A 22,152-nucleotide genomic window follows, 5' to 3' on the forward strand; every position below is an offset into this window, starting at 1 on the left:
TGATGCCGAGCTGGGGTACTTCTTTTTCGTTTCACGGTGGTTCTGTTGGCTGCGCCACCCGAACCCTACCGCATCATAACAAGCTCCCTAGCTCCGTCTTGGGGGACCACTTCAACTCGCGGAGGGGCAGGTGTTACGAGCACCGCCTTGTTCGCTTTGGTTTATGAATCAGAGTCGGTGGCTTCTCTGATTCGAACGCAATTCTCGAAGCAACCAACATATGTAACCACCTTATTATGAAATACCTTTGCAAGCCGAGACACAAAACGAAGCTGCTGGTCAACCTCATTAGCAAAGAGGTATTCCTGTGAACCTGTTTTCAGAATCGAGCTCCCAAATAGTTCGAGCGCCTCGTCTTTATCGATCACGAAGCTATGATCCTTGTAGTGATTTACGAGATGGTCAGCTAGACCTTCCGGCGTGTGACCTCCACCCAACGTCTTCCCTTGGAGGAGCCTCGAGGCGTACTGAGTGGCGGACTCATTGATTCGTTCGAAGTATCCAAGGATGCCAAGATCGAGCTGACCTTTCAAATATTGGGCAAACATCTCAGCGCTTCCCGGATGTTCGCCGACCATCTTAGCAATGGTGGTAAGAGCGTTGGTGAGCGAAAGTGCCGGAATGTGCCCCAGTTGAGGATCAATCGGCCCCAGCTCGCTCATTGAGCCCATGTGAATCTCATCCGCGCCCAAGGTTATTAGCGTTGCAGCCGATTTTGCACGGCGTGGAATGACTACGACAAACTTCTCCTTAGCGACAGCTTTGCAATTCTTACTGATGAGGTAGGCCGGCTCGATTCGACCTCCTCGGCTGCCAACTACAAGGAGGATATTGTGTGGATCATTGAAGGAGCACAGAGAAGAATAGATCTGGTCAGCGTGATCTTCGCTCACCTGATTTGATTGGTCAAGAAACAGAAGAGGATTGTAATCTGGAAGATCGTATTTGTCCCAAAGTGCTACCAGAGCATTTGGTATCTCTTCTTTGAGGACCTTTTCAGCCACCTTCCAATCTTTGTCGATAAGGGCCTGAAAGATCTTTGTCGAGGTGTCAGGTGGCTTCGACTCTGGATTATTCTGCTTAGGTGTAGCAGAGCCCGGGTCTGCAGCAATTTCATCTTCTGATGGCGCAGCCACTACGTTCTTCTTCTTTGCTGCCATATTCTTCTGGGTTAACGACTTTTTCTAGAGATTGAGGTAGGGACGTCGGTCGCACGGCACCCCCCTCGCAGATCCCGGCGTGCGGAATTTCCGTACTGGGCTCCTCGGATGAACGCGCAGCCGGTGCAACGCTTGTCCTAGGTTTTGGTTTCTGGTCTAGATCATGCAGTTGATGCGGTTCACGGCAAGGCGGAAGTCGGCGGCACTTCCACCACTCGCGGTGGCGGCAGCTCCCAGCCGGGGAGACGACCGTCAAACTACTTCCAGGTCATCGAGCACCGCTGGCTGCGGCGGCTCAACCATTTGTAGATCAGTCGGTTGACCCTCCTACCGAAGAGCTTGCTGGAGGCGGTGGCCCAGCAAATCGAGGAGGCGCGTGCTTGGTGGAGCCGAGACCGGGAAGCGGGTTTGGCGGGCGTATGGATGCCCAACGCCCTGTCTCGAAAATATCGGTGTGGGGAGGAGAGCTTTGAATGGTTCTGGCTTTTTCCGGCCTCGAAGACAGCGGTGGACCCGGCCACCGTGGGGAGCGCCGAGGCCCCGGAAGGGATCCGGCGGCGACATCATCTCACGATGGCGTTTACAACCGCGCGATCCAACGCGGGGCACCGGGGAAGTGGCTTGGGAGTGGTCAGTCCGCTCAATGCGCTGGTGACGTGAGATAGGGGAATCCGGATCCATTCCCGAACGGGATTACCTGAAGAACAGATCCATGATTCCGCAAGGAACCCGCGGATCTTGGACTTTCGTAGTAGGTCCAGGCTTGAAGAGTCCTTGAAGTTGGTCCGGTAGGATACACGCCCCAACAGAACAGGCTCTGCGAAAGCTTCATCAAGATTTTCAAGGAGGGGTTCGCATGGGTCCGCAACTACCAATCACTAACCCAATACAACCAAAGCGAAGTATCGTTGAACACTTTCATCGTCCCGGCTCGGGCCCGCTTCGTTGCCTTTGGAACGCCAGCTGCGGTTCTGGATCTGGTTTGGGTTCAAGTGGGCGCTGGTGGTTGGGTGTCGAGGTCTTCCGTTCTTCGAAGCGCCGATGGATCATGGTCGTTTCGTGGGAATGGCGCTGCGCAAGACGGGCAAGGGATTGCAGGTGTTCGCGATTCAGCTTCGCAACGGCTTCCTGCTTCTGTTTGAGGGCTTCACGGGTTTCGACCTTTAAGCGTTCGAGGTTCGCGGTGATCTTGCGATCCAGTCGAAAGATCTTGAACCCCACCCACTGCCACAGCCCGGGATGCTTGAGGGTCTGCTGGTAGGACTCGATCACAGTGCGCTTATCCTTGAGCCGATGAGTTTGCTCAAGATGATCGACGAGGCGCGATCGGCGTTGCTGAAAATCATCTGCCATCCGCTGGCGCTCTTCCTGATGGCGCTCGCGTGCTGAAGCCAGCGATTCCTCACGCCGTTTTTGATGCTGTTGGCTGCGCTCCTTCTTTTCAAAGGACTGGGTTTCACGCCGTGCGAGGAGATCATCAACACTAGGCAAGGCACCTTGTTGGAGCGGAACGAGGCGGGCGTGAATGTCCTTAGAGGAAGCGATACCCTGGAGCACTCTTAGCGGGTTGCCGCTTTTGCCGTAGGGGTCGACCAGAACGAGTCGCTTGCGACCCTGAGCCAGCTCGTAGCCCTGACGCTTGAGCAGCCGCTGGAAGCTCGGGCCGTCATGACTGTGCTCCCATGCGGATTTCAGACCCGGTTCGACATAACGTGTCTTCTTCCCCGCTTCTCGCTTGCGGTGATTTTCTTCGCGTAGCGAGCAATAATCAGTGCCTTCCTTCTTCTGATACTCCCGCGCCCAATCCTGAAGCTTGCGCTTGGTGTGCTTGAGACAAGCTACCAGTCCGGTGCGCGGATGGACTTTGTTGACCACGACGTGGATGTGCGGCTGCGGCTCGTCGCGGTGGCAGGCGATCATGGCTTGATGGTCGCCCAGCCCGAGTTTGCCGAGTGAGGTGCGGGCGGCCTCCATCATCGCATCGCGATCCGGCTTCTGCTCCGGGTGCCAGCTCAACGAGAAGGCGAGCACCGGATTCTTGAGTTTCGCGCCGGAGCGTTTCTGGCGGGTGGCTTCTTTCAGTCGCTCCTGATGCTTGGCGGTGTAGGCCATGACCTTCCATGCTTTCTCGACCTTGTCGGTGAGCATGTTGATCGTCTCCGTCCAAGCGACGCGTTGGCTGGTTTGCGCCCGCTTGTCGTGGAAGTAGTAGAGGAAGGCTCCATGGAAGGAACACCCCTGAGCTGCGAGTCGTGGGACCATCAGCGAGCCTCCTTGTCGATGGCCTCGTCGATCAGGGCTTCGATACGCCGGCATAGTGCTGGGATCGTCGGCGACAAGCGCCCGGTCATGTGCAACCGCTTGGTGATCTGGTTGAGATTGTGGCCGATGTAATTCAGCTCGCTGATGAGGGCGGGATCGAGCGGAGCTTCGTCCTCGGGCCTTTCGAGGGAGGACAACACGAGGGAGCGGGCGAGTTCGTTGGCGCGGTGGCCGAGCTGCTGAGCCTGGCGGGACAGACAAGCGTGCTCCGCCGGAGTGAGGCGGAAGACGATGCGGTGGACGCGGTGGCGGTCGGTCGGCAGGACGGGTCGGGCCATGGCTACACCTCCCGATACGCTGGGGAGGAGGAAGTCAACCGGCGGGTGACCCCCGCGCCCCGGCGTGGCCTTTGCAGGGAGGATGCAACGGAGGGAGGCACGCTCTCCTTGCCAAGATGTGGTTTTTCGGCACGAAAAACCACATCTTGCTATCCTGTGAATCGAGCTGTTGGAGCAGCATGACCCTATAGGGTCGTGAGACAGGCCGATGGGGCCATGAAATGGTCGTGTGATCATGGGGGTGATCCTTTCTGTTGAAGTGGATAAAAATGAAGAAGCCCCTCCGAGGAGGGGCTACGTGCTTGGGTTGTCGTTGAACTGGATAGGTTGCTCTACAGTGCATCCTTCACCTGAACGAAGTCGGCACGAAGCTTATCGAGATCCTTTTCGAGTCGAAGGATTTCGGTGTTCAGTGCCACCGCGGCGCGGGATTCGCGGCGGCGGATTCCATCCGCCAAGCCTCACAAAGATCAGCCTACCTCCATGTTCTCCCCCATCTCCCCAGGCACCCATCTTCCCCCACCGACCATCGCGTTTCCACCTCATCCATTAACCGCCGCCCCTTTCTCCAACTCCTTCTCTCCGCATTGGGATGTCCTGTCGCTTCATCTTCCCCGACCCCCGCTTCATCTCCCCTCCTTTACCATCCCACCGCTCCCTGGCTGGCGGACTGGCTTCGCGTGCCCATCCAATCCATTTGGGAACCCGAAGTCGCAAACCCGGCCAGCCCCACGGAAATACAACTTCTCTACCACCTGTTGCCCGCCATTCGGCAACAAATCCACCTCACCCTTCGCTATCACGGCGGCAGCACACCGGGAGAGCCTCGCACGCTCACCCATTCGATGGTCTTCCGCAAACTCCACGACCAAGCTCACTCCCCCCTCTGTCTCCTCGCCTGGTTTCACACACGCCAGGCCAACCGCACTTTCCGCCTCGACCGCTTTTCTCATCCCTTCGCAACCACCGCGCCCCTCGAACCAACGGCTCGAACGGCATGACAAACATCATCTCGCCTTTCGCCATGTTTGATCTCGCCGCCCCCTGAATCGAATCCCTAACTTGCACCGCCTCATCACCCGCTGCCTTCGAAATCCCGGCGACCCCGAATTCACCTCCGCCTAAGCAGCCTTCCGCACCATCCGCGGCAGCGCCGGAGAAACAGACGAATCTCTGGATACTCCCAATCCCGAAGCCTGAGCGGTGAAATCCCACCAACCGCCCGTAGCCAACCCCTGCGGGCAGCATCCCTCCCATGAATCAGTCCGGCGATTGTTACATTGCTCACGTTCGGAAAACAGACGGAGCGACTCAAACCGTTGAAATACACCTCACCGAAACCGCTGAGCTTTGTAGTCTGTTCGCTTCCGTGATCGGCCTCCAACTATGCGGTCGACTTCTTGGCCTTCTCCACGATCTCGGAAAATACTCATCCGCCTTCCAGCAATACATTCGGGACGTCACCGGCCTGAATGGCGAAGAAGCGAAATCCACCGCCGAGAAACGCAGGGACAAAGTCGATCACGCGACCTCCGGAGCACAATACGTTTGGGGCGCTCACAAAGCGGGTAACGTTCCCTGTTTCATGGCCCAAGTCCTCGCCAACGTCATCATGTCCCATCACAGCCGCTCAGGCATGAAAGACTTTATCGACCTCACGGGCAAATCTCCCTTCCTCATCCGCCTCGGAAGTCACAAGACCCACAAACAAGAAGTTCTCGACAAAGCCAACCCCGCCATTCGCTCGGAGATCGACCGTCTTCTCGCCTCACCCTCACTCGTCGCGGAATTCAAGTCCGCGATCACCGCTATCAACGGCTCCACTTCGGAATGCGTCCCGCGCCAAAACGCATTCTCGCTGCTCACCCGCTACCTCTTCAGTTGCCTGCTCGATGCGGATCGCCTCAGCACCGCGGATTTCGAAAATCCGAGAAGCGCGGAGTTCCGCACCACCGGTCACAGCCCGGATTGGAACACTCTTCTCAACCGCTTCGAAAGCCACATCGCCGCCTTCGAGTCCGCACCCGAAATCAATCAAATCAGAGCCCTGATATCTAACGAGTGCCGAGCTGCTTCCACCCGCCCCGACCGCCTTTTCACGCTTCAGGTTCCTACCGGCGGCGGCAAAACCCTTGCCAGCCTCCGCTTCGCCCTGCACCGGGCGGCGTCCCCGGAGACTCATCGCGTGGACCGCATCATCTACATCCTTCCCTACACCTCCATCCTCGACCAGAACGCCAAAATCGCGAGGAACATCCTAGGAGACGAGGCCGTGCTTGAGCACCACTCCAACCTTTCGGACGAGAAAGACACCTGGCGAAACCGAGTCCTCTCGGAAAACTGGGATACCCCGGTCGTGTTCACCACCAGCGTCCAGTTCCTGAACTCCCTTTTCGCGGCGGGCACAAAGACAGCTCGGCGCATGCATCAGCTCAGCAATGCCATCCTCATCTTTGACGAAATCCAGTCGCTTCCCGTCAAAACCGTCCACCTCTTCAACAACGCGATCCATTTCCTCACCCAACAAGGCCACACCACCGTCGTTCTCTGCACCGCTACCATGCCGCTTCTGCAATCCGTGGACTCGAAACTTGGAGCGCTCCCGCTCACCCAGGAAAACGAAATCATCGGAAACAAGACCTCCCTCTTCGATAAACTCAAGCGCACCACCATCATCGACGACTGCCGACCTGAAGAATGGTCGAACCAAGAGGTCGCGGCCTATGCCCGCGACCTTCAAAATCGTCACCACAGCCTCCTGATCGTCTGCAACACCAAGAACAGCGCCCTCCAGTTGTTCGACCTTCTCAAATCGAACCCGGATGCCCCAGTCATCCACCTGAGCACCAACATGTGCCCCGCCCACCGCAGGCACCGGATTTCACAAATCCACGCGAAACTGGACCCGAAGCATCCGCAGCCAGTCTTCTGCATCAGCACCCAACTGATCGAAGCTGGTGTCGATCTTGATTTCGGCTGCGTCATCCGCTCGCTCGCAGGGCTCGATTCCATCGTGCAGGCCGCCGGGCGCTGCAATCGACACGGAAACAGGGAAATGGGATTCGTTCATGTCCTGAATTTCAAAGAGGAGAAACTCGGATCGTCACTCAAGGACATCGAACTCGCCCAACAGATCACTCTCCGGATCCTTCACGAATACACCGACAACCCGGCTCGCTTCGACCACGACCTGCTCTCCGCCAGAGCAATGGAGCGGTACTACGGCTACTACTTCTACCAGCGTGCCGACGAGATGTCATACCCCTGCGAAGCCGGAAAGGGGAAGCCACCACTCGCCAAAAGCTGCAACCTGCTCGACCTGCTCAGCCTCAATCAGTCCTCTCTCAACGAAGCCAACCGCACATCGAACGCCGCAGCATCCTCACTCCTCTTCAAACACTCCTATTCCACCGCCGCCCAGGCATTCCAGGTGATCGACGCCCCCACTCAGGGAATCATTGTTCCCTACAATGCCGACGGCCATTGCGGTTCGGATCTCATCGGCAAACTCGCCGCGAGCTACACCAACGAACAGGTGACGCTCGCCGACCAGGTCCGCCTCCACAAACAAGCCCAGCAATACACCGTGAATGCCTTTCCAAAAGTCATTGAAAAGCTGGCTGCGGAAGGTGCCCTGCGCGAAGTCCAGCCGGGCGAAGGCATCTACTACCTCGACGAGCGGTACTACCATGCCGACCTCGGCGTCACTCTCGAAGCCTTGTCCGAACAACACCTCCTCAACATCTGACCATGCACGAAACACCGAAAAACAGCATCTCCTTCGAAGTCTGGGGAAAATACGCCCTCTTCACCGATCCCCTGAGCCGAGTGGGAGGAGAAAAGTGCAGCTACCACATCCCCACTTACGAGGCCGTCAAAGGCATCACCGAATCGATTTACTGGAAGCCCTCCTTCATCTGGATCGTGGACAAGGTCCGCATCATGGCCCCCATCCGCACCGAGGCTAAGAACATGAAACCGGTTAACCTCAGCGGGGGTAATACCTTGGCCACCTACACCTACCTTGCGGACGTGCGCTATCAGGTTCTCGCCCACTTCGAATGGAATCCCCACCGGGAAGACCTCCGGGCGGATCGGATTGAGGGCAAACACTGGGACATTGCCAAGCGCATGCTCGAGAAGGGCGGACGCCGCGACATCTTCATCGGAACCCGGGAGTGCCAAGGTTATGTCGAAGCCTGTGAGTTCGGCTCCTGCGACAGTGATCACCATCAAGCCGGAGAACTCACCTACGGCCTCATGTTCCACGGATTCGACTACCCGGACACTATCGGCAAAGACGAACTCCACGCCCGTTTCTGGAGCGCCAAAGTCAATGCCCAAGGCATCATCGAGTTCCCCAGACCCGACGACCCATCTCTGATCCGTCGTTTCGTTCGCGAAATGACGTCCAACCCGCCCAAGAGCGTCGGACTGGACGAACCCCAACATAAACTCGCATGAACTGGATCGATGCACTCTACCGGACCTACGAGAATTGCCTCGGCTCCGTCGGCGTCCGCGAGGAAGGAAGCGACGAACTTCTCCTTCCCCTCTCCCACACCACCCAGAACGCACACATCGAAGTCACGCTCGACCAGAACGCGAACCTGATCGCCGCCCGTGTGTTGCAGAAAGCCGATCAAAAAACCGTGGTTCCTTGCACGGAGAAATCAGGAGGCAGATCGGGGAAAAAACCTGAGACCCATCCCCTCTGCGACAAGCTCCAGTATGTCGCCGGTGACTTCGTAGCTTACGGAGGAGAGGTGACATCCGGCTTCGCCAACCACCCCCTGGAACCCCATGAGGCTTACCTTAAACTCCTGGGTGACTGGCAGACCAAATACCCGCACCCAAAGGTCGGCATTGTTCTCGAATATGTCCAAAAATCGCGCCTGATCCGGGATCTGGTCGCACAAACGATCATTCCTGTTCATGCCGGTTCCGACGGAGATTTCTCGTTTCTTGAGAAGTGGACCGATGAGGAATCTGGCCCACCGGACATCTTCACCGCCCTCCCCAACAACAGCCGCCCTCAGGATGCATTCATCCGCTGGGCCGTCGCCATTCCCGGAGACCCGGAACCCTACCTTTGGCAGGACAAGTCCGTTTGGCAAAGTTGGAACGACTACTACAAGAGCACTCAGGAATTCAACGACTTGTGCTATGTGACCGGAGAGGAAACAACACTCGCCATCCAGCACCCGGCCAAACTCAGACACGCTGCGGACAAGGCTAAGCTCATCTCTGCAAACGACGGCAGCGGATTCACTTTCAGGGGCCGCTTCACCGATCCAGACGGCACCCAAACTTGCGGAGTCAGCTTTGATGTCACCCAGAAGGCACACAACGCCCTTCGCTGGCTCATAGCAAGGCAGGGCAAGCGCTTCGGCGACCAAGCCATCGTCGCATGGGCCGTTACCGGGCAGAATATCCCAGACGCGCTGGTCTCCACTCAGGACTTGTTCGGCGAAGAGGAATTCCTGAATTCCGGCCTGAGCCTGAGCAGCGAAACCATTTCTCCTGCGAATACCGCTCAGGGTGTCGGGTTAGCCTTGAAAAAGAAGCTGGGGGGTTACCACGCGGACCTTGGAGACACCACCGACGTCATCTTCCTTTCGCTCGATTCCGCTACCCCAGGTCGAATGGCGATCAGCTACTACCGGGAACTCTCCTCCAGCGAGTTCCTCGCCCGAGTCGAGAAATGGCACGAGGAAACCGCGTGGCCGCAGAATTTCGGCAAGGACAGGAAGTTCATCGGAGCCCCGTCACCACTCGACATCGCTCAATCCGCCTATGGAACAAGACTCGACGACAAACTCAAATCCGCCACCTACCGCCGTCTTCTACCCTGCATCATCGAAAACCGCCCCATCCCGACGGATCTCGTTTCCAGTTGCATCCAGCGCGCCTCCAACCGGCAAGGCATGGAGCATTGGGAATGGGAAAAGGCACTGGGGATCGCCTGCGCACTTTACCGGAAGCAAAGAATTCAAACCAAACAACACCATCACACCATGTCACTCGAACGAGACCGAACCACACGAAGCTACCTTTATGGCAGGCTCCTCGCCGTCGCAGACGTTTTGGAACAAGCCGCGCTTCGTTCCGCCGGTGAGAACCGCGACACGAATGCAGCGCGATTCATGCAACGTTTCGCAATCCATCCCTACGAGACCTGGATGAACATCTACCTCTCGCTCGATCCATACCGCCGTCGGCTCAAAGCCAACGCGCCGGGTCTCCTCCACCTCTACGATGCCGAATTCGATGAGATCAAGGATCTCTTTAAACCCGGGGAATTCAACGACAACGGCAAATTGGAGGGCGAATTCCTTCTCGCCTACCACTGCCAACGAACCGCTTTTTTCACCAAAAAGGAACCCTCAGAAGAACAACCTGCCTGATCTCAATCAACCACGCACTCTACAGAAATCATGAGCACCCAGCACAAATACGACTTCGCCGTCATCCTCCGCGTCACGAACGCCAATCCTAACGGCGACCCACTCAACGGAAACCGTCCGCGGACGAATTACGACAATTTCGGGGAAATCTCCGACGTTTGCATCAAGCGGAAGATCCGCAATCGCCTCATGCAAACGGGCGAAGCGATCCTTGTCCAGTCGCTGGACAACAGCGCCGATGAGCACCAATCGATCAAGTCCCGAATCGACGGAGCAAAACTGGAAATGAAGGACGCGTCGAAGTTCAAAAAGGAGGCCTGCGCGCATTGGTATGATGTCCGCGCGTTTGGCCAGATCTTCCCCTTCAAAGGCAAATCCAAGGGCGAAGGTGTCTCAATTCCCGTCCGCGGTCCGGTTACCATCCAGACCGCGTTCAGTCTCGAACCGGTCAGCATCACCAGTACCCAGATCACCAAGAGCACGAACTTGGAGGACACCAAGGACGGCAAGCGCGGGTCCGACACCATGGGCATGAAGCACCGAGTCGATTTCGGCACCTACGTGTTCTACGGCAGCATCAACTCCCAACTGGCTTCCGACGAAACCGGCACCGGCTTTAGCGACGCTGACGCCGAAAAGCTCAAAGAGGCGCTTCGGGCACTATTTGAGAACGACGCCTCGTCCGCACGCCCAGAGGGCAGCATGGAAGTCGTCAACCTGATTTGGTGGAAACACAGTTGCGCAAGCGGCGACATCTCCTCAGCGAAGGTTCACCGGACTCTCCACGACAATGTAGACCCTAAGACGGGTGAAATCCGCGACACATCGAAGCTCACGCTCCACTATAAAAAAGACGACAGGGAGCAACAGCTGGAACCCGAGATTATCGCCGGATTCTGACAGTCACATCGATGCCCGACAACCACGCCCACCTCGAAGCCGCCCTACCCGGGTTTTCCCGGGCGCGGGCGGTGATCAAGACGCGGGACGACTCGGTCGCTCCGCTGGGTTTCGTCGGGACGAAGTTCGATTTCTACCGCTTCGCCAACCGCTTCCGGTTGGTGACCTGTTTCCAGGGCCTGCAGCTCGATGGCTTCACCGAGGAAACCACCAGTGGCTATGACGCGCTGACCCGCGCGTTCTTCGCCTGGTCGGCCTTCGAGCGTTACGCGGAGATGGCGAATGACCGGCCGCCCTATCGCCGGCTCTTCGCCCATCACCCGCGGAGACACGTCCGCGAGCTGGCGGCGCACCACCTTCCTCGCGCGATACCGGGACGGCCACGATTTCTCGGTGCTGACGCTGGCTGCGAGCATGCGCCACATTTTCGCCCACGGCATCCTGACCGCGCACCCGAACGGCCTGCCCGCCGAAAACCTGGCGAACCTATCCCGCAGCCTCGGCAATTTCCTGATCCACTTCATCCGCTCGGATTTCGCGCGGCGGGTGGCGCTCGCGGAAGCTGAAGTTTGATCGCCCCCTCACGACCCCATGGACGCAGACGACCGGCTCGTTCCCATTTCCGCACTCCAGCACTGGCTGTATTGCACGCGGCAGTGCGCGCTCATCCATGTGGAGCAGGCCTGGGCGGAGAACCGCTTCACTGCGGAAGGCCGGGTGATGCATCAGAACGCGCACGACGGTGACGATGAAACACGGCGCGGGCTGAGGATCACACGGGGGATGCCGGTGGTTTCGGAGGGGATCGGCCTGACGGGCCAGTGCGATGTGGTGGAATTCCATGCCGATGGCACCGTCCTCCCCGTGGAATACAAGCGCGGAAAACCCAAAGCCCTCCGGGCCGACGAAGCCCAACTTTGTGCGCAGGCCATGTGCCTGGAGGAAATGCTGGGCGCGACGATCACGGCGGGGTGTCTCTACTACGGGGAAAAGCATCGGCGGACGGAGGTAGCGTTCGATGAGGAACTCCGGGAGTTGGTTAGGGCGACCGCCGCGGCGGTTCGTGCTTGTTTGGCCGAGGGGAAGACACCCTTGGCGGAGTATGAGCCGCGGCGCTGCGATGCATGCTCGTTAATCGAAGTCTGCAAGCCCAAGAGCATGCGTTTCAAGAAGGGCGCGCAGGTTTGGTTCGATACCTCTTTGAAATCTCAGCTCCCATGAAACGCCATTTGAACACGCTCTTCGTCACGCTGGAAGGTGCCTATCTGCGGAAAGACGGCGCGGCGGTCGAGATCTGCCACGAAGGCGAATCGAAGCTTCGGGTCCCTTTGCACAACCTCGATGGCATTGCCTGCTTTGGCTGGGATATCTCCTGCTCCGCCATCCTCATGGCCGCCTGCGCAGAGGCCAAAGTGGCGCTTTCCTTTCACACCCCGCACGGAAAATTCCTCGCTGCCTCCAACGGATTCACCAGCGGCAACATCTTGCTACGGCGCGAGCAGTACCGGAGGGCGGATCACGAACCGGCGGCCGTATCGATCGCCTCGAACATGATCGCCGCCAAACTGGCGAACTCCCGCCACGTCCTGATGAGGACGGCTCGCGATCATGGATCGAAATGCCCAGAGCGAGCCTTTCATCTGAACCAGGCTGCCGATTTACTGGCGATCAGGATCGGCCTCGCCACTCGGGCAACCACGCTCGACTCGCTGCGTGGCATCGAGGGCGACGCAGGTGCCGCCTATTTCGCCGCATTCCCCCATCTGATGGTCAACCACGATCCGGAGATCCGCATGTCAGGACGGTCCCGCCGTCCACCGCTCGACCCGATCAACGCCCTTCTTTCGTTTCTCTACGTCCTTCTGATGCACGACTGCCGCAGTGCGCTGGAGAGCTGCGGGCTGGATGCCCAATGCGGATTCCTCCACCGCGATCGGCCCGGGCGTCCCTCGCTGGCTCTCGACCTGATGGAGGAGTTCCGAGCCTGGCTTGCGGACCGCACCGCGCTTTCCCTGATCAACCGTCAACAGGTCACCAGCCGTGATTTCGAGACCAAGGAAAACGGTGCCGTGCTGTTGCGGGACGATTCACGGAAAAAGATCCTCACCGCCTGGCAGGAGCGGAAGCAGGTCGAGATCAACCATCCCTTTTTGGACGAGAAAACGACCGTCGGACTGCTCCCGCATCTCCAAGCCAGACTTCTTGCCCGCCATCTTCGCGGGGATCTCGATGCCTACCCGGCATTCCTTGCCCGCTAGTTTCCCGAACTACGGACTGCCATGTATGTTCTCGTCACCTACGATGTTTCCACCACCACTCCGAAGGGTCGAGCGAGGCTACGGCGGGTGGCCAAGGCCTGTGAGGACTTCGGCCAGCGGGTGCAGAACTCCGTGTTCGAATGCAAGGTCGATCCCGCCCAATTGGTGTCCCTCAAGGCCCGTCTGCTAAATCTGATCGACGAAGAAGTCGATTCGGTCCGTTTTTACCATTTGGGCTCGAACTGGCACCAAAAGGTCGAGCATCATGGTGCCCGGCCGGGTTACGATGTGGATGGCCCGTTGATTCTCTAACTGCTTTGCGCGAACCCTGACCGCCCGCCAAATCCCCGGGAGGTTCGCGTTTCTCGCAAACTGTTGGCTTTCTGATCTTTGACAGACATTTAGAGATTATCTTTTGCCTGATGAATCGAAGCATCATTAGGTTCGCGGAAACCCGCGCTCTTGCCACTCAGGTTCAAAGGGTTCAGGCTTCCGCGGTCGCCCCTCACACGAGGGGCGCGGATTGAAACTTCCCGCCGATCCATCCGGCAACCTTCTGCCGCGTCGCCCCTCACACGAGGGGCGCGGATTGAAACCTGTTCCGATTGACACGCGGGACATTCAATTTCCGTCGCCCCTCACACGAGGGGCGCGGATTGAAACGCCAAGGTGGCGTGGACGATCGCTACGGCGGTGAGTCGCCCCTCACACGAGGGGCGCGGATTGAAACCGCTCCCTCCGACTCCCCATACCCTTGCAGTCCAGTCGCCCCTCACACGAGGGGCGCGGATTGAAACGCAGTGTACGCTGCCCGGTCCGCATCCTCGACCAGTCGCCCCTCACACGAGGGGCGCGGATTGAAACGCCTCCAAAGCCGGCGTAATCACCACCCCCAGAAGTCGCCCCTCACACGAGGGGCGCGGATTGAAACGGTCCAGGTCGAAGTCTTTAATCCGAAGCTCACATGTCGCCCCTCACACGAGGGGCGCGGATTGAAACTGAGTCGTGGGTAGGCAACTGTCCGAAATGCCACGTCGCCCCTCACACGAGGGGCGCGGATTGAAACGATGCAGAGGATTGAGGCAGCACCGCAAACCCCGGTCGCCCCTCACACGAGGGGCGCGGATTGAAACAAGTCGGGGGTTGGCTCCTTGGGCAGTCACTCCGTCGCCCCTCACACGAGGGGCGCGGATTGAAACAGCAACCGCGCATTTGCGCAAGCCGTGGCGGACCGTCGCCCCTCACACGAGGGGCGCGGATTGAAACCCTGGGTAGAAGAAGAGGTTCGCAGCCGCAGTCGGTCGCCCCTCACACGAGGGGCGCGGATTGAAACAGGCCCGTAACAGCTCCGTCAGCGATTTGCACCGGTCGCCCCTCACACGAGGGGCGCGGATTGAAACGGTTCTGCCTCGAAGTCATGGTACCGATACTGACGTCGCCCCTCACACGAGGGGCGCGGATTGAAACGGCGAGATGGAGCCCACCAAGCTGCTCGAACAATAGTCGCCCCTCACACGAGGGGCGCGGATTGAAACAGCTCGAGGAACTGGTGATCGTCGAAGCCGGCCAGTCCCCGTCGGGGATCACGTAGAAAATTACCTCGTTTGAAAACTACGTCACCTTCCTCTCCATGACACTATTCAAATGACTGTTTTTCTTGTAATAGAACCCATTACTCTTAAGCAAAGACGCTGCAGAAGGCAATCCGTCCGAAAACGCCTCCTCAATCACTTGACGAAAGTCCTTTGCCCGCACCCCCGGCAAGTGGCGAAGCGGGTTGACGATCTCCCCGTCAGGATCGACGAGGACGATCCGCCCTCCTCCGTCGGCGACGGTGTATCCATGCCGCATCAATCGATCAACAAACTCAGGACCGTCAGCACTCGCTGCCCACGCCTCGCCAATCTCCGGTCGTCGATCGGACTTTCTTCGATTGGAACTCAGCATCCGCCGATTCTCTTCCCGCCTTGGGCAACGAATGGTTCCCTGCCGCCTCTCATACTTCGACGCGAACCTCGACAACTTCCGTTTGGAGTGACTGAGGGTGGCGGCCATTCCTGTTAGCGGGTGGTGCCGATTCACCACAAGGTGAACATGAGCATGGGGCTCGTCCGTGTGACACACGATCATCGCTTGATGCTCTTCAAGCCCCAGCCTCTTCAACGAATCCTCGGCAGCGCTCACCATCTCCTCTCGACTCGGGCGCTCGTCGGGATGCCACGACAGCGAATAGGAGAAGCATGGATGGGTGACGCGCTTCCCTCCCCTCCTCTTTCCAGCCCGAGCTTTGAGCCTCTCAGCTGACTGGCGGGTGTATTCCATCATCCGCCACGCTCTAGCCGGGTCGTCGGTCATCAGATTTCTGAACTCGATCCACTCCACTCGCTCCGAGGTCGAAGCTCTCTTGTCGTGGCAGAAGTATCTCCAGGCCCGCTCGAAGCTTGCTCCTCCCTTGGTGATAAACGGCACCATCAGCTGATCTCCTTGAGGGCACGCTCGATCAGGCGATCAACTCGGGAGCACAGCTCTTCCACCTTCGGGGACACCCTGCCGAAAATATGGGCGTTCTTGACCAATTGGTTCAGGTTGTTCCCGACGTAATGCAATTCGTGGATCAGAGCGGGATTGACGTGAGAGCTGATCGTGATCTCGGGCTGCCGAATTTCGTCGATCACCCGGTCGCGCACCCATTGATGGACAGGGCAGTCGGCGACCTGGGCATTGAAAGAGAGACGCGCAAATTCCGAAACCGTGGTTCGGAAACTTATGACTCGCCTTCTTTTCAGATGCTCGTAGGAACGAGGCCTAGCCATGATGCACCTCGTTAAGACCGAAACTCAACCACAGCGGTCTTTGCCTGGAGGATGCAATGGAGGGGCGGCGAGCCGCCTCCTTGCCAAGATGGTTTTGGTATGCCTTTAGGTATACCAAAACACATCTTGCCTGCACGAGCTGCCTACGCCGGTGGGTTTGTGTAGACGGATTGAGTGGCACTGAGGTGCCGTTTGCGGGGAATTCATCTTGCATGACGTTCCTTTCTGAGAGGGTTCAGGATTCTCGATCTGACGCAGCACACAGTGGGGTTGCCAGCACGATGATCATGCGCCAGCAAAAAGCCCTCCGAAGAGGGCTTGGCACGGAAGGAAGAGAAATTCAGCTGCACCGATCAAACCTCGCCGGGATGACGGAACGCGATCCGCTCCAGCCAATCGCGCTTCTGGTCCAGCTTTCGTCCGCGGCCGTAGCGAGGGCCGGGCTTCTTGTGGCCCATCAGCTCGTCGATGATCTCCTCGGGTGCCTCGGCATCTCGAAGCCGATCCTTGAAGGTGTGCCTCAAGCTGTAGAGCGTGTGCCGTGGTGTCGGCCGGAGGCCATTCTCCCGGAAATACTTATTGATCGTCGCCGATGCTGCATCGGGGTTCTCCCGGTAGCGGGTAAACCCGCCTGTCGCGACGACGGTCTTTGCTGCGGTCAATGCCACGCCAACCAACGGAATCTTACGCTCGGAGGTGTGGGTCTTCAGCCCCCGATGCTTGTTCTTGCGGATCCATAGGTAGGGAATCTCCCCTTGCAGCAAAATGTCTTCCTCCTCGTCTAGGCCGATCAGCTCGGACTCGCGCGCGCCCGTCTCGATCATCAGATGGACGAGCAGCCTCGCGGTCTCATTGAGGCCATCGAGAGCGCCGGCAGCCAGAATCGTATGCTGCACAAAATCCGCCTCGAAAGGAGGACGACTGTCCTTCTCGGACTGAAAGCGAGTATCCGCAAAGATCATCCGAAAATCGGTGTCCACCTGAGCCTCCAGTCCCACGGTGTGCAGCATGTCCTTGACGTGCCGCAGCTGTCGATTGGCGGTGTGCCCTTGGATCTTGCCGCTTCCGATCCTCTCCATCAGCCACTTTCGGAACGTCAAAACGTGAACCCGATTCACCGCCACCAGATCGACATTCCCGACCGCAGCAATGAAGTTGTTGAGTGCAGCATTTCGCGGGTTCTTGTACTTCGTGATCTGTCGCTCGTTTTTGCCAGTGAACCGATCCTCGCAAAGCGGCCAGAACCGATCAATCACCTGGCTGAGCTTCACCGAAGACTTTGGGACGGTTCCCAGCAAGGCACCTCTTGCCGAGGGAGGAGCCCCGGCGACTGCTTCCACTCGTGCCAACAGTTCTTCCAGCGGCGAATCCACCACCTCCGCCAGATTCTTGTAGGCGAACCCGTAGGCCCGGGCCAACTCCCTCGCCTGCTGAAACAACTGGCTATCGTGATCCTGGCTTCCACGGCGCACCAACTCGCCCCAGTAACGCTCGATGAAGTCATCATACACCGCGGCTTTCCTCATCGCCTCGCGCTCATCCGCGGTGCCGAGAGCAATCCGGACATGAGACCGCCGATCAAATTCTGCCAGCTGCTTGGGCACTCTCCGCAAATAGTAATAGCGCTTCCCCCTCCGGATGTAGTTCTTGGTCAAGCCCGCCTCTCCTCTCTGGCGATGTGTGCCAGTCTGTATGCCACTTTGTGTGCCAATTGAGGATAGCACGAGGCAACTGTCGGGGTCAACAGGTGGCGGAAGAGCCAATAATTTCAGAGGCTTGGTCGAGATCGGAGGGCAAGTTAGGAAAGAAATCCTGGAGCGGGTGAAGGGAATCGAATCCCGTTTCTGATTTGGATAAGCCATTGAATTCGTTTAACTCTTTCTTTTTCCATATTCTGACAGGTCGAAAATGTATGCCAGTTTGTGTGCCAATTTGTATGCCAGTCCTTCCGTCCAAACCGGCGTCGGTTTGATCTTCACCGGAGCCCGTCCTTCGCAGCGATGGAGAGAGCTCTTCGCAAAGCGCCCTCCTGATCACGACGCTCATCGAGCTCCTGCTCCAAACGCCGAAAGATAGGCAGGAAGAGCTCGCCTTCCTCGGCAATCAGACGAGCCATGACGCTGATGGCGTTTTCGATCCGCGCCGTCGTGGTATTGGATTGAGTCCCACTGCGGTAGCCAAGAGCGAGACATGGATGAGGCAAGCGTTCATCGGACTCGCTCACCGTTTCAATCTGGATCGGATCGTTTCGATTCCTGCTCACTTCAGCCGTTCCTAGCTCCGGTTCATCGGACGTCTGGATTTTGTCGCGAAGGAAGTTGTAGGCGCGAACTCCCGGCCGTTCCTCTCTATGGGCCCAATCAGCACACTTCTGCCCCCGGCGGCTCGAATCGAAGAATGTAGTCCGCTGCCCGTTGGGCATGGCCAGCCGCTTCGAAGATCCACTGCCGGTTGTTTCCCGTGCGCAGCACCTTCAGCCACGACTGAAGATAGGCGGCGGAGTTCTCGTGGTCGTCGATGACGATCCCGGCATGAGCACACAGGAAGGCCGTTCCCATCTCCGCGACCAACTCTTCACGGCTGTAGATGGATTTATTGGTGAGACCCATGCCGCGGTTCTCCATGAGGGTCTTGCGCGCCAGGCGCTTGGCGGCACCCGTGGAGTGAACCATCTCGTGAAAAAGGCTTTTGTAGAACCGCTCTTCGCTCGTGAAATAGCTCCGATGCGGGATGTCGATGATGTCCGTCTGCGGGTCGTAGCAGGTGCGGACCGACCGTCCCTCGTGAATGGCTGGTGGATTTGGCATTTGCGACACGATCGCCCGGGCGACGTAGGATTTCGTGGCGGCCGTGAATGGCGGTAATTCCGGATGCGGAAAATCAATCCCGTCGATCTGGCAGGAATTGAAGACGGTGTAGAGACGAAGGAAGCGGCGAGTCTCCTCACTACCGTCGTCCTCCTTCTTACGATGAGTGCCGTATTTTATGACAAGGTAACCCTTCTCTCCTTTCCGCACCTGACCTCCCTTGTCCTTGGCTTGCTGGTAGGTGAGGAAGTAGGGAGAGGTGTAGCCGGCCATCCCGAGGAGGAAGACGTTGATTCCTCGGTAATCGCGGCCGGAATGAAAATTCTTGGGGAATCCCACTCTGGCCATGTGAGGCGACTGCCAGGGGATGACGCCTTCTTCGAGGCGTTCAAGGATGCGTTCTGTCACTCTCTCGAAGACGCTCTTCAAGGGGTGTCGTGGTTGAGGTCGTGATTTTCCAGTCATAGGGGCCTCCTTTCATTGTGGCGTTCTGGAATACGCAAAACGCCCGGTCGGGGACCGGGCGTTTGCTCTCTCGTTGCGGCTCCAGATGGAGTCTAGACCTTGGGTTCTGGAGCTTCCTGAGCCTCTCGGCTGAGGGCAGCCCGACGTTCCCGGATGTCCTGGTAGGCCAGGCGTGCCAACTCCGCGATCACCAGGAGATCAGAGGCGTTGAAGCTGTGGCCGTCGTAGTATTTGCCATCCTTTTCGTAGGTTTTAGCGACGGTGGCCGTGAAGAACGGCCCCTTCTCGCCTTCGTTGCTCCAGATGGTGACTTTGACGAAGCCATCCCGGAGGGTTTCCGCAGGTCCTTGGTGTGAAGTTTTGCTCATCGAGCACTCCTTTCGTTGGGGTTTGAAAATGAAAAACCCCTCCGGCAGAGCCGGAAGGGTTTTCGCAGGGAGGTTGTCCAAGGGAGGATTCTCCCATCCTAGAGTCAGATTACCCTATTTTTGGAGAAAGTGTATCAGGCAATGTGTTTCATGGTGTTAAAACGCTCTCCAGGCACGGCTCCTCCTGGCTTTGAAGTCCTCCCCCTTGGGATCGATGCGGTTGAGATGGTATTTGAGGACCGTCAAACTCAAGTTGAGTTCCCGCCACAACGTCGGCTTACTGCGATCAAACTCCTCCATAATGATCTTCCAGGGTACTCGGTTGGCTCGCATCCAGACAATCTGCTGATGGGGTCGGTCAAGCAAACGCAACCATGCCATCACCGCCTCGGAAAAGTCGACCTCGGCCGGCATCGGCGGGACTGGCTTCGTCCGTCCGTTAATCATGTCGTAAAGCCGCTCCCAGCCATCGGCCAAGGTCGGAGGCCAAAGGGTGTGGTAGCCGAGGACCCGGGGTTCCGGAAGGCGACGATGAATCGCTGCTGCCTGCATGAGGTAGCCCATCACGATCTTCTCGTTCCAGTAAAGAGTGGGCCTTACTTCCATGGATCACCTCCATGGAGTCGCTCGGCGATGTCCCGAAGCAGCCATCGTTCCTCGTCCGACAAGCGCGAATCCGCGACGTTCACGATGAGCACGCCTTGCTGTCGCCAAGCTCGCTGCCTCAAATCGGCGATCTCCTGATCACTGAGGGCTGAACGTCCCAACATTCCGGCAAGCGACGATCTCGGTTGGAAGTCATTCATGGGAGCCTCCCGTCGAACCGTTGTCTTCACGAATCGTTTTCTCGACCTTGAGGCCTCGTAACCAGTGGACGACGGTGTCGGCCCGGTAGGCGGCGCGCTCGGCGGCCTTGATCAGAGCGTCGAGTTCTTGATGGGAGAGGCGGAGGAATTGCTCCGCCGGGATTTTCTCGATATCCTCGTATCGAATGGTTGGGGTCGTCATGGCACACTCCTTTCTTTTAATGGGTCATGAACATCCTCGAAGCATCCGACAGAACCCGGGGTGCGGGCTTGGTGCTGGATTCGTGGCTGGCTCGTGCACAACCGCACCTCATGCGCATCCGGTCTCGTTTTCATTCATGCCCTCGCATGCAAGTCGTTCTCGATTTCGACCCGCTTGCGGTGCCGTCCCTACGGCGAAACACTGCTTTGGCACCTCCGCCGTCACAGTGGAGGTCTCGACCCGGTTGACTCCCTCCGTGACGTGTGGATTCATACCATCCACGGATTGAGGTGATTGCCAGGGTGTGGAGGTGAAACGAGGAGAATGCGATGCCCCACACACTCCCACTGCGTACCGATTGGCCGCTCGCGGAGACGGCCTTCCAACTGGGCGTTGACGAGGCCGAACTTCGTCACGCCCTTGGGCGCGGTAGCTTGAAAGCCCATGTCTGGGTTCCACTCATGAGCGTCTTTCAAATCCGGAGCGCCATAGAGCCACCGCAGCTCTGCCATTGGGAGGGCTACACCCCAATATCTCGCCACTATTGCCAGCGGCTGTTCCGGCAAGGGAAGATCCGGCTACGGGATTTCCCAGGCGAGCTTGCCGGACAACGCCTCGTTCTCCCCTACTCTGCCGAGGACCTGGTGGTGACGGTTACCGATCTCGTCATTCTCGCCGCTGACCGAAGCGAGTGGGAAAAGCGTTGGACAGCCTACAAACAGCGAATGGTCCAGAAATCCACTGCGTCTCCCAAGATCGAGACAATTCCATCCTTTCGCCGAGTTCGGATCGGGAACGAAGAGCATCACTTCGGATCAGTCCAAGCGGCGGCCTTGCGACTCCTGTTCCAGGCCGCCAAGAACGGAGAGCCCTGGCTCAATGGCAAGAAACTGCTACACGACGCCGGCTCCCAAAGCTACACCCTGTCGAATCTCTTCAAGCGAAAGCCGGTTTGGCGGAAACTGATCCACTCGGATGGCCGAGGATATTACCGGATGCAGGAAAGAATTCTGCGAAGCCTCACCCAGACCTCTGCCTAAGAGTGTTTGAGGGGGCAATCCTCAGTCACCATCGACACATTCCTGTAAACTGGCTGCGCACCTGCCAGAGGAACAAGCGCGGAAGGCCGCCTGACACCCGCTGCCGCCAAGGGAACTCGAACGGCGGCACAGACCACGCTTACTCGGCAGCCTCGAAGCCGGGGAGACAACGCGCTGATCTACACTTTGCTGGCCAACCGCCGTGCCCAAGGCCTCGACCCCGAGGACTACCTAGTGCATCGTCAGAGAATTAACAGGCATACGATCTGCTTTAGCGAAGCATGCCCAAAGCGTTACCGCCCTTGAAAGTCAGCAAAAAGCAACGC

General features: G+C 58.1%; 25 protein-coding genes and 1 CRISPR repeat array. Of the genes, 11 read left to right on the forward strand and 14 right to left on the reverse strand.

Features of this window, described 5'->3' with window-relative positions; translation table 11 throughout:
- Positions 1-161: 161 nt before the first annotated feature.
- Entirely contained in the window at positions 162-1,160 is a 999-nt protein-coding gene (locus HNR46_RS18930; RefSeq protein ID WP_184021897.1) for an SDH family Clp fold serine proteinase, read from the reverse strand.
- Positions 1,161-1,478: 318 nt separating this feature from the next.
- On the opposite strand from HNR46_RS18930, the gene HNR46_RS18935 reads away from it, so the two are divergent.
- On the forward strand, positions 1,479-1,820 hold the full coding sequence (locus HNR46_RS18935) for a site-specific integrase (RefSeq protein WP_184021899.1): 342 nt from the start codon (positions 1,479-1,481) through the stop codon (positions 1,818-1,820).
- A gap of 258 nt (positions 1,821-2,078) precedes the next feature.
- Here the strand turns inward: HNR46_RS18935 and HNR46_RS18940 are convergent, their stop codons facing one another.
- The 3 genes from HNR46_RS18940 to HNR46_RS21285 form a co-directional block, all read right to left on the reverse strand.
- Positions 2,079-3,422 (reverse strand): relaxase/mobilization nuclease domain-containing protein, encoded by a 1,344-nt coding sequence (locus HNR46_RS18940; protein ID WP_184021901.1) that lies wholly within the window; start codon positions 3,420-3,422, stop codon positions 2,079-2,081.
- Positions 3,422-3,760 carry a plasmid mobilization protein gene (locus HNR46_RS18945; protein WP_184021904.1) on the reverse strand — a complete coding sequence of 113 codons (339 nt, stop codon included), beginning with the start codon at positions 3,758-3,760 and terminating at the stop codon, positions 3,422-3,424. The genes HNR46_RS18940 and HNR46_RS18945 overlap by 1 nt, the downstream gene beginning before the upstream one ends.
- A gap of 332 nt (positions 3,761-4,092) precedes the next feature.
- Entirely contained in the window at positions 4,093-4,218 is a 126-nt protein-coding gene (locus HNR46_RS21285; RefSeq protein WP_281375619.1) for a hypothetical protein, read from the reverse strand.
- 222 nt (positions 4,219-4,440) lie between these two features.
- Between HNR46_RS21285 and HNR46_RS18950 the strand changes: the two genes are divergently transcribed.
- From HNR46_RS18950 to cas7c, 5 genes are all read left to right on the forward strand, one after another.
- Positions 4,441-4,761 carry a WYL domain-containing protein gene (locus HNR46_RS18950; protein ID WP_184021907.1) on the forward strand — a complete coding sequence of 107 codons (321 nt, stop codon included), beginning with the start codon at positions 4,441-4,443 and terminating at the stop codon, positions 4,759-4,761.
- 254 nt (positions 4,762-5,015) lie between these two features.
- Positions 5,016-7,508, forward strand: coding sequence for a CRISPR-associated helicase Cas3' (gene cas3, locus HNR46_RS18955; protein WP_184021910.1), 2,493 nt, complete (start codon positions 5,016-5,018; stop codon positions 7,506-7,508).
- Between the two features lie 2 nt (positions 7,509-7,510).
- Positions 7,511-8,224 carry a type I-C CRISPR-associated protein Cas5c gene (gene cas5c, locus HNR46_RS18960; RefSeq protein WP_184021912.1) on the forward strand — a complete coding sequence of 238 codons (714 nt, stop codon included), beginning with the start codon at positions 7,511-7,513 and terminating at the stop codon, positions 8,222-8,224.
- Positions 8,221-10,167, forward strand: coding sequence for a type I-C CRISPR-associated protein Cas8c/Csd1 (cas8c, locus tag HNR46_RS18965; protein WP_184021915.1), 1,947 nt, complete (start codon positions 8,221-8,223; stop codon positions 10,165-10,167). The genes cas5c and cas8c overlap by 4 nt, the downstream gene beginning before the upstream one ends.
- A gap of 30 nt (positions 10,168-10,197) precedes the next feature.
- Positions 10,198-11,067, forward strand: coding sequence for a type I-C CRISPR-associated protein Cas7/Csd2 (gene cas7c / locus HNR46_RS18970; RefSeq protein ID WP_184021918.1), 870 nt, complete (start codon positions 10,198-10,200; stop codon positions 11,065-11,067).
- A gap of 44 nt (positions 11,068-11,111) precedes the next feature.
- Here the strand turns inward: cas7c and HNR46_RS18975 are convergent, their stop codons facing one another.
- Entirely contained in the window at positions 11,112-11,492 is a 381-nt protein-coding gene (locus HNR46_RS18975) for a hypothetical protein (protein ID WP_221285291.1), read from the reverse strand.
- Here HNR46_RS18975 and HNR46_RS18980 point away from each other — a divergent pair.
- Genes HNR46_RS18980 through cas2 form a run of 4 tightly spaced genes read left to right on the forward strand, consistent with a single transcriptional unit; the run spans position 11,482 to position 13,637 of the window.
- Positions 11,482-11,640 (forward strand): hypothetical protein, encoded by a 159-nt coding sequence (locus tag HNR46_RS18980; protein ID WP_184021924.1) that lies wholly within the window; start codon positions 11,482-11,484, stop codon positions 11,638-11,640. The genes HNR46_RS18975 and HNR46_RS18980 overlap by 11 nt on opposite strands.
- A gap of 18 nt (positions 11,641-11,658) precedes the next feature.
- Positions 11,659-12,288, forward strand: coding sequence for a CRISPR-associated protein Cas4 (gene cas4, locus HNR46_RS18985; protein WP_184021927.1), 630 nt, complete (start codon positions 11,659-11,661; stop codon positions 12,286-12,288).
- Entirely contained in the window at positions 12,285-13,325 is a 1,041-nt protein-coding gene (gene cas1c, locus HNR46_RS18990; RefSeq protein WP_184021930.1) for a type I-C CRISPR-associated endonuclease Cas1c, read from the forward strand. Before cas4 ends, cas1c begins: the two co-directional genes overlap by 4 nt.
- A 21-nt stretch (positions 13,326-13,346) precedes the next feature.
- A complete protein-coding gene (cas2, locus tag HNR46_RS18995) occupies positions 13,347-13,637 on the forward strand; it encodes a CRISPR-associated endonuclease Cas2 (protein ID WP_184021933.1) in 291 nt (96 codons plus the stop codon).
- Positions 13,638-13,822: 185 nt separating this feature from the next.
- Positions 13,823-14,860: direct repeats of the CRISPR family, unit length 33 nt; unit sequence GTCGCCCCTCACACGAGGGGCGCGGATTGAAAC.
- A 76-nt stretch (positions 14,861-14,936) separates the two neighbouring features.
- Here cas2 and HNR46_RS19000 read toward each other — a convergent pair.
- The 9 genes from HNR46_RS19000 to HNR46_RS19040 all read right to left on the reverse strand — a co-directional run bounded on the left by HNR46_RS19000 (position 14,937) and on the right by HNR46_RS19040 (position 20,786).
- Positions 14,937-15,797, reverse strand: coding sequence for a relaxase/mobilization nuclease domain-containing protein (locus HNR46_RS19000; RefSeq protein WP_184021937.1), 861 nt, complete (start codon positions 15,795-15,797; stop codon positions 14,937-14,939).
- Entirely contained in the window at positions 15,797-16,138 is a 342-nt protein-coding gene (locus tag HNR46_RS19005; protein WP_184021940.1) for a plasmid mobilization protein, read from the reverse strand. The genes HNR46_RS19000 and HNR46_RS19005 overlap by 1 nt, the downstream gene beginning before the upstream one ends.
- 353 nt (positions 16,139-16,491) lie before the next feature.
- Positions 16,492-17,793 carry a DUF6538 domain-containing protein gene (locus tag HNR46_RS19010; RefSeq protein ID WP_184021943.1) on the reverse strand — a complete coding sequence of 434 codons (1,302 nt, stop codon included), beginning with the start codon at positions 17,791-17,793 and terminating at the stop codon, positions 16,492-16,494.
- Between the two features lie 320 nt (positions 17,794-18,113).
- On the reverse strand, positions 18,114-18,362 hold the full coding sequence (locus HNR46_RS19015) for a hypothetical protein (protein ID WP_184021946.1): 249 nt from the start codon (positions 18,360-18,362) through the stop codon (positions 18,114-18,116).
- 136 nt (positions 18,363-18,498) lie between these two features.
- Positions 18,499-19,374, reverse strand: a complete 876-nt coding sequence (locus tag HNR46_RS19020; RefSeq protein ID WP_184021949.1) for an ArdC family protein — start codon at positions 19,372-19,374, stop codon at positions 18,499-18,501.
- Between the two features lie 128 nt (positions 19,375-19,502).
- Positions 19,503-19,778: a hypothetical protein gene (locus tag HNR46_RS19025; protein ID WP_184021952.1), complete on the reverse strand. Its 276-nt coding sequence runs from the start codon at positions 19,776-19,778 to the stop codon at positions 19,503-19,505.
- A gap of 156 nt (positions 19,779-19,934) precedes the next feature.
- Positions 19,935-20,384 (reverse strand): DUF6362 family protein, encoded by a 450-nt coding sequence (locus HNR46_RS19030; protein WP_184021955.1) that lies wholly within the window; start codon positions 20,382-20,384, stop codon positions 19,935-19,937.
- On the reverse strand, positions 20,375-20,548 hold the full coding sequence (locus HNR46_RS19035; RefSeq protein ID WP_184021958.1) for a hypothetical protein: 174 nt from the start codon (positions 20,546-20,548) through the stop codon (positions 20,375-20,377). Before HNR46_RS19035 ends, HNR46_RS19030 begins: the two co-directional genes overlap by 10 nt.
- Before the next feature lie 28 nt (positions 20,549-20,576).
- The gene (locus HNR46_RS19040) at positions 20,577-20,786 is read right to left on the reverse strand and encodes a hypothetical protein (RefSeq protein WP_184021960.1); all 210 of its coding nucleotides are present in this window, start codon (positions 20,784-20,786) and stop codon (positions 20,577-20,579) included.
- A 329-nt stretch (positions 20,787-21,115) separates the two neighbouring features.
- Here HNR46_RS19040 and HNR46_RS19045 point away from each other — a divergent pair, with 329 nt between their 5' ends.
- Positions 21,116-21,826 carry a hypothetical protein gene (locus tag HNR46_RS19045; RefSeq protein ID WP_184021962.1) on the forward strand — a complete coding sequence of 237 codons (711 nt, stop codon included), beginning with the start codon at positions 21,116-21,118 and terminating at the stop codon, positions 21,824-21,826.
- Positions 21,827-22,152 lie beyond the last annotated feature (326 nt).

Source organism: Haloferula luteola (assembly GCF_014201715.1).
GTDB lineage: Bacteria > Verrucomicrobiota > Verrucomicrobiia > Verrucomicrobiales > Akkermansiaceae > Haloferula > Haloferula luteola.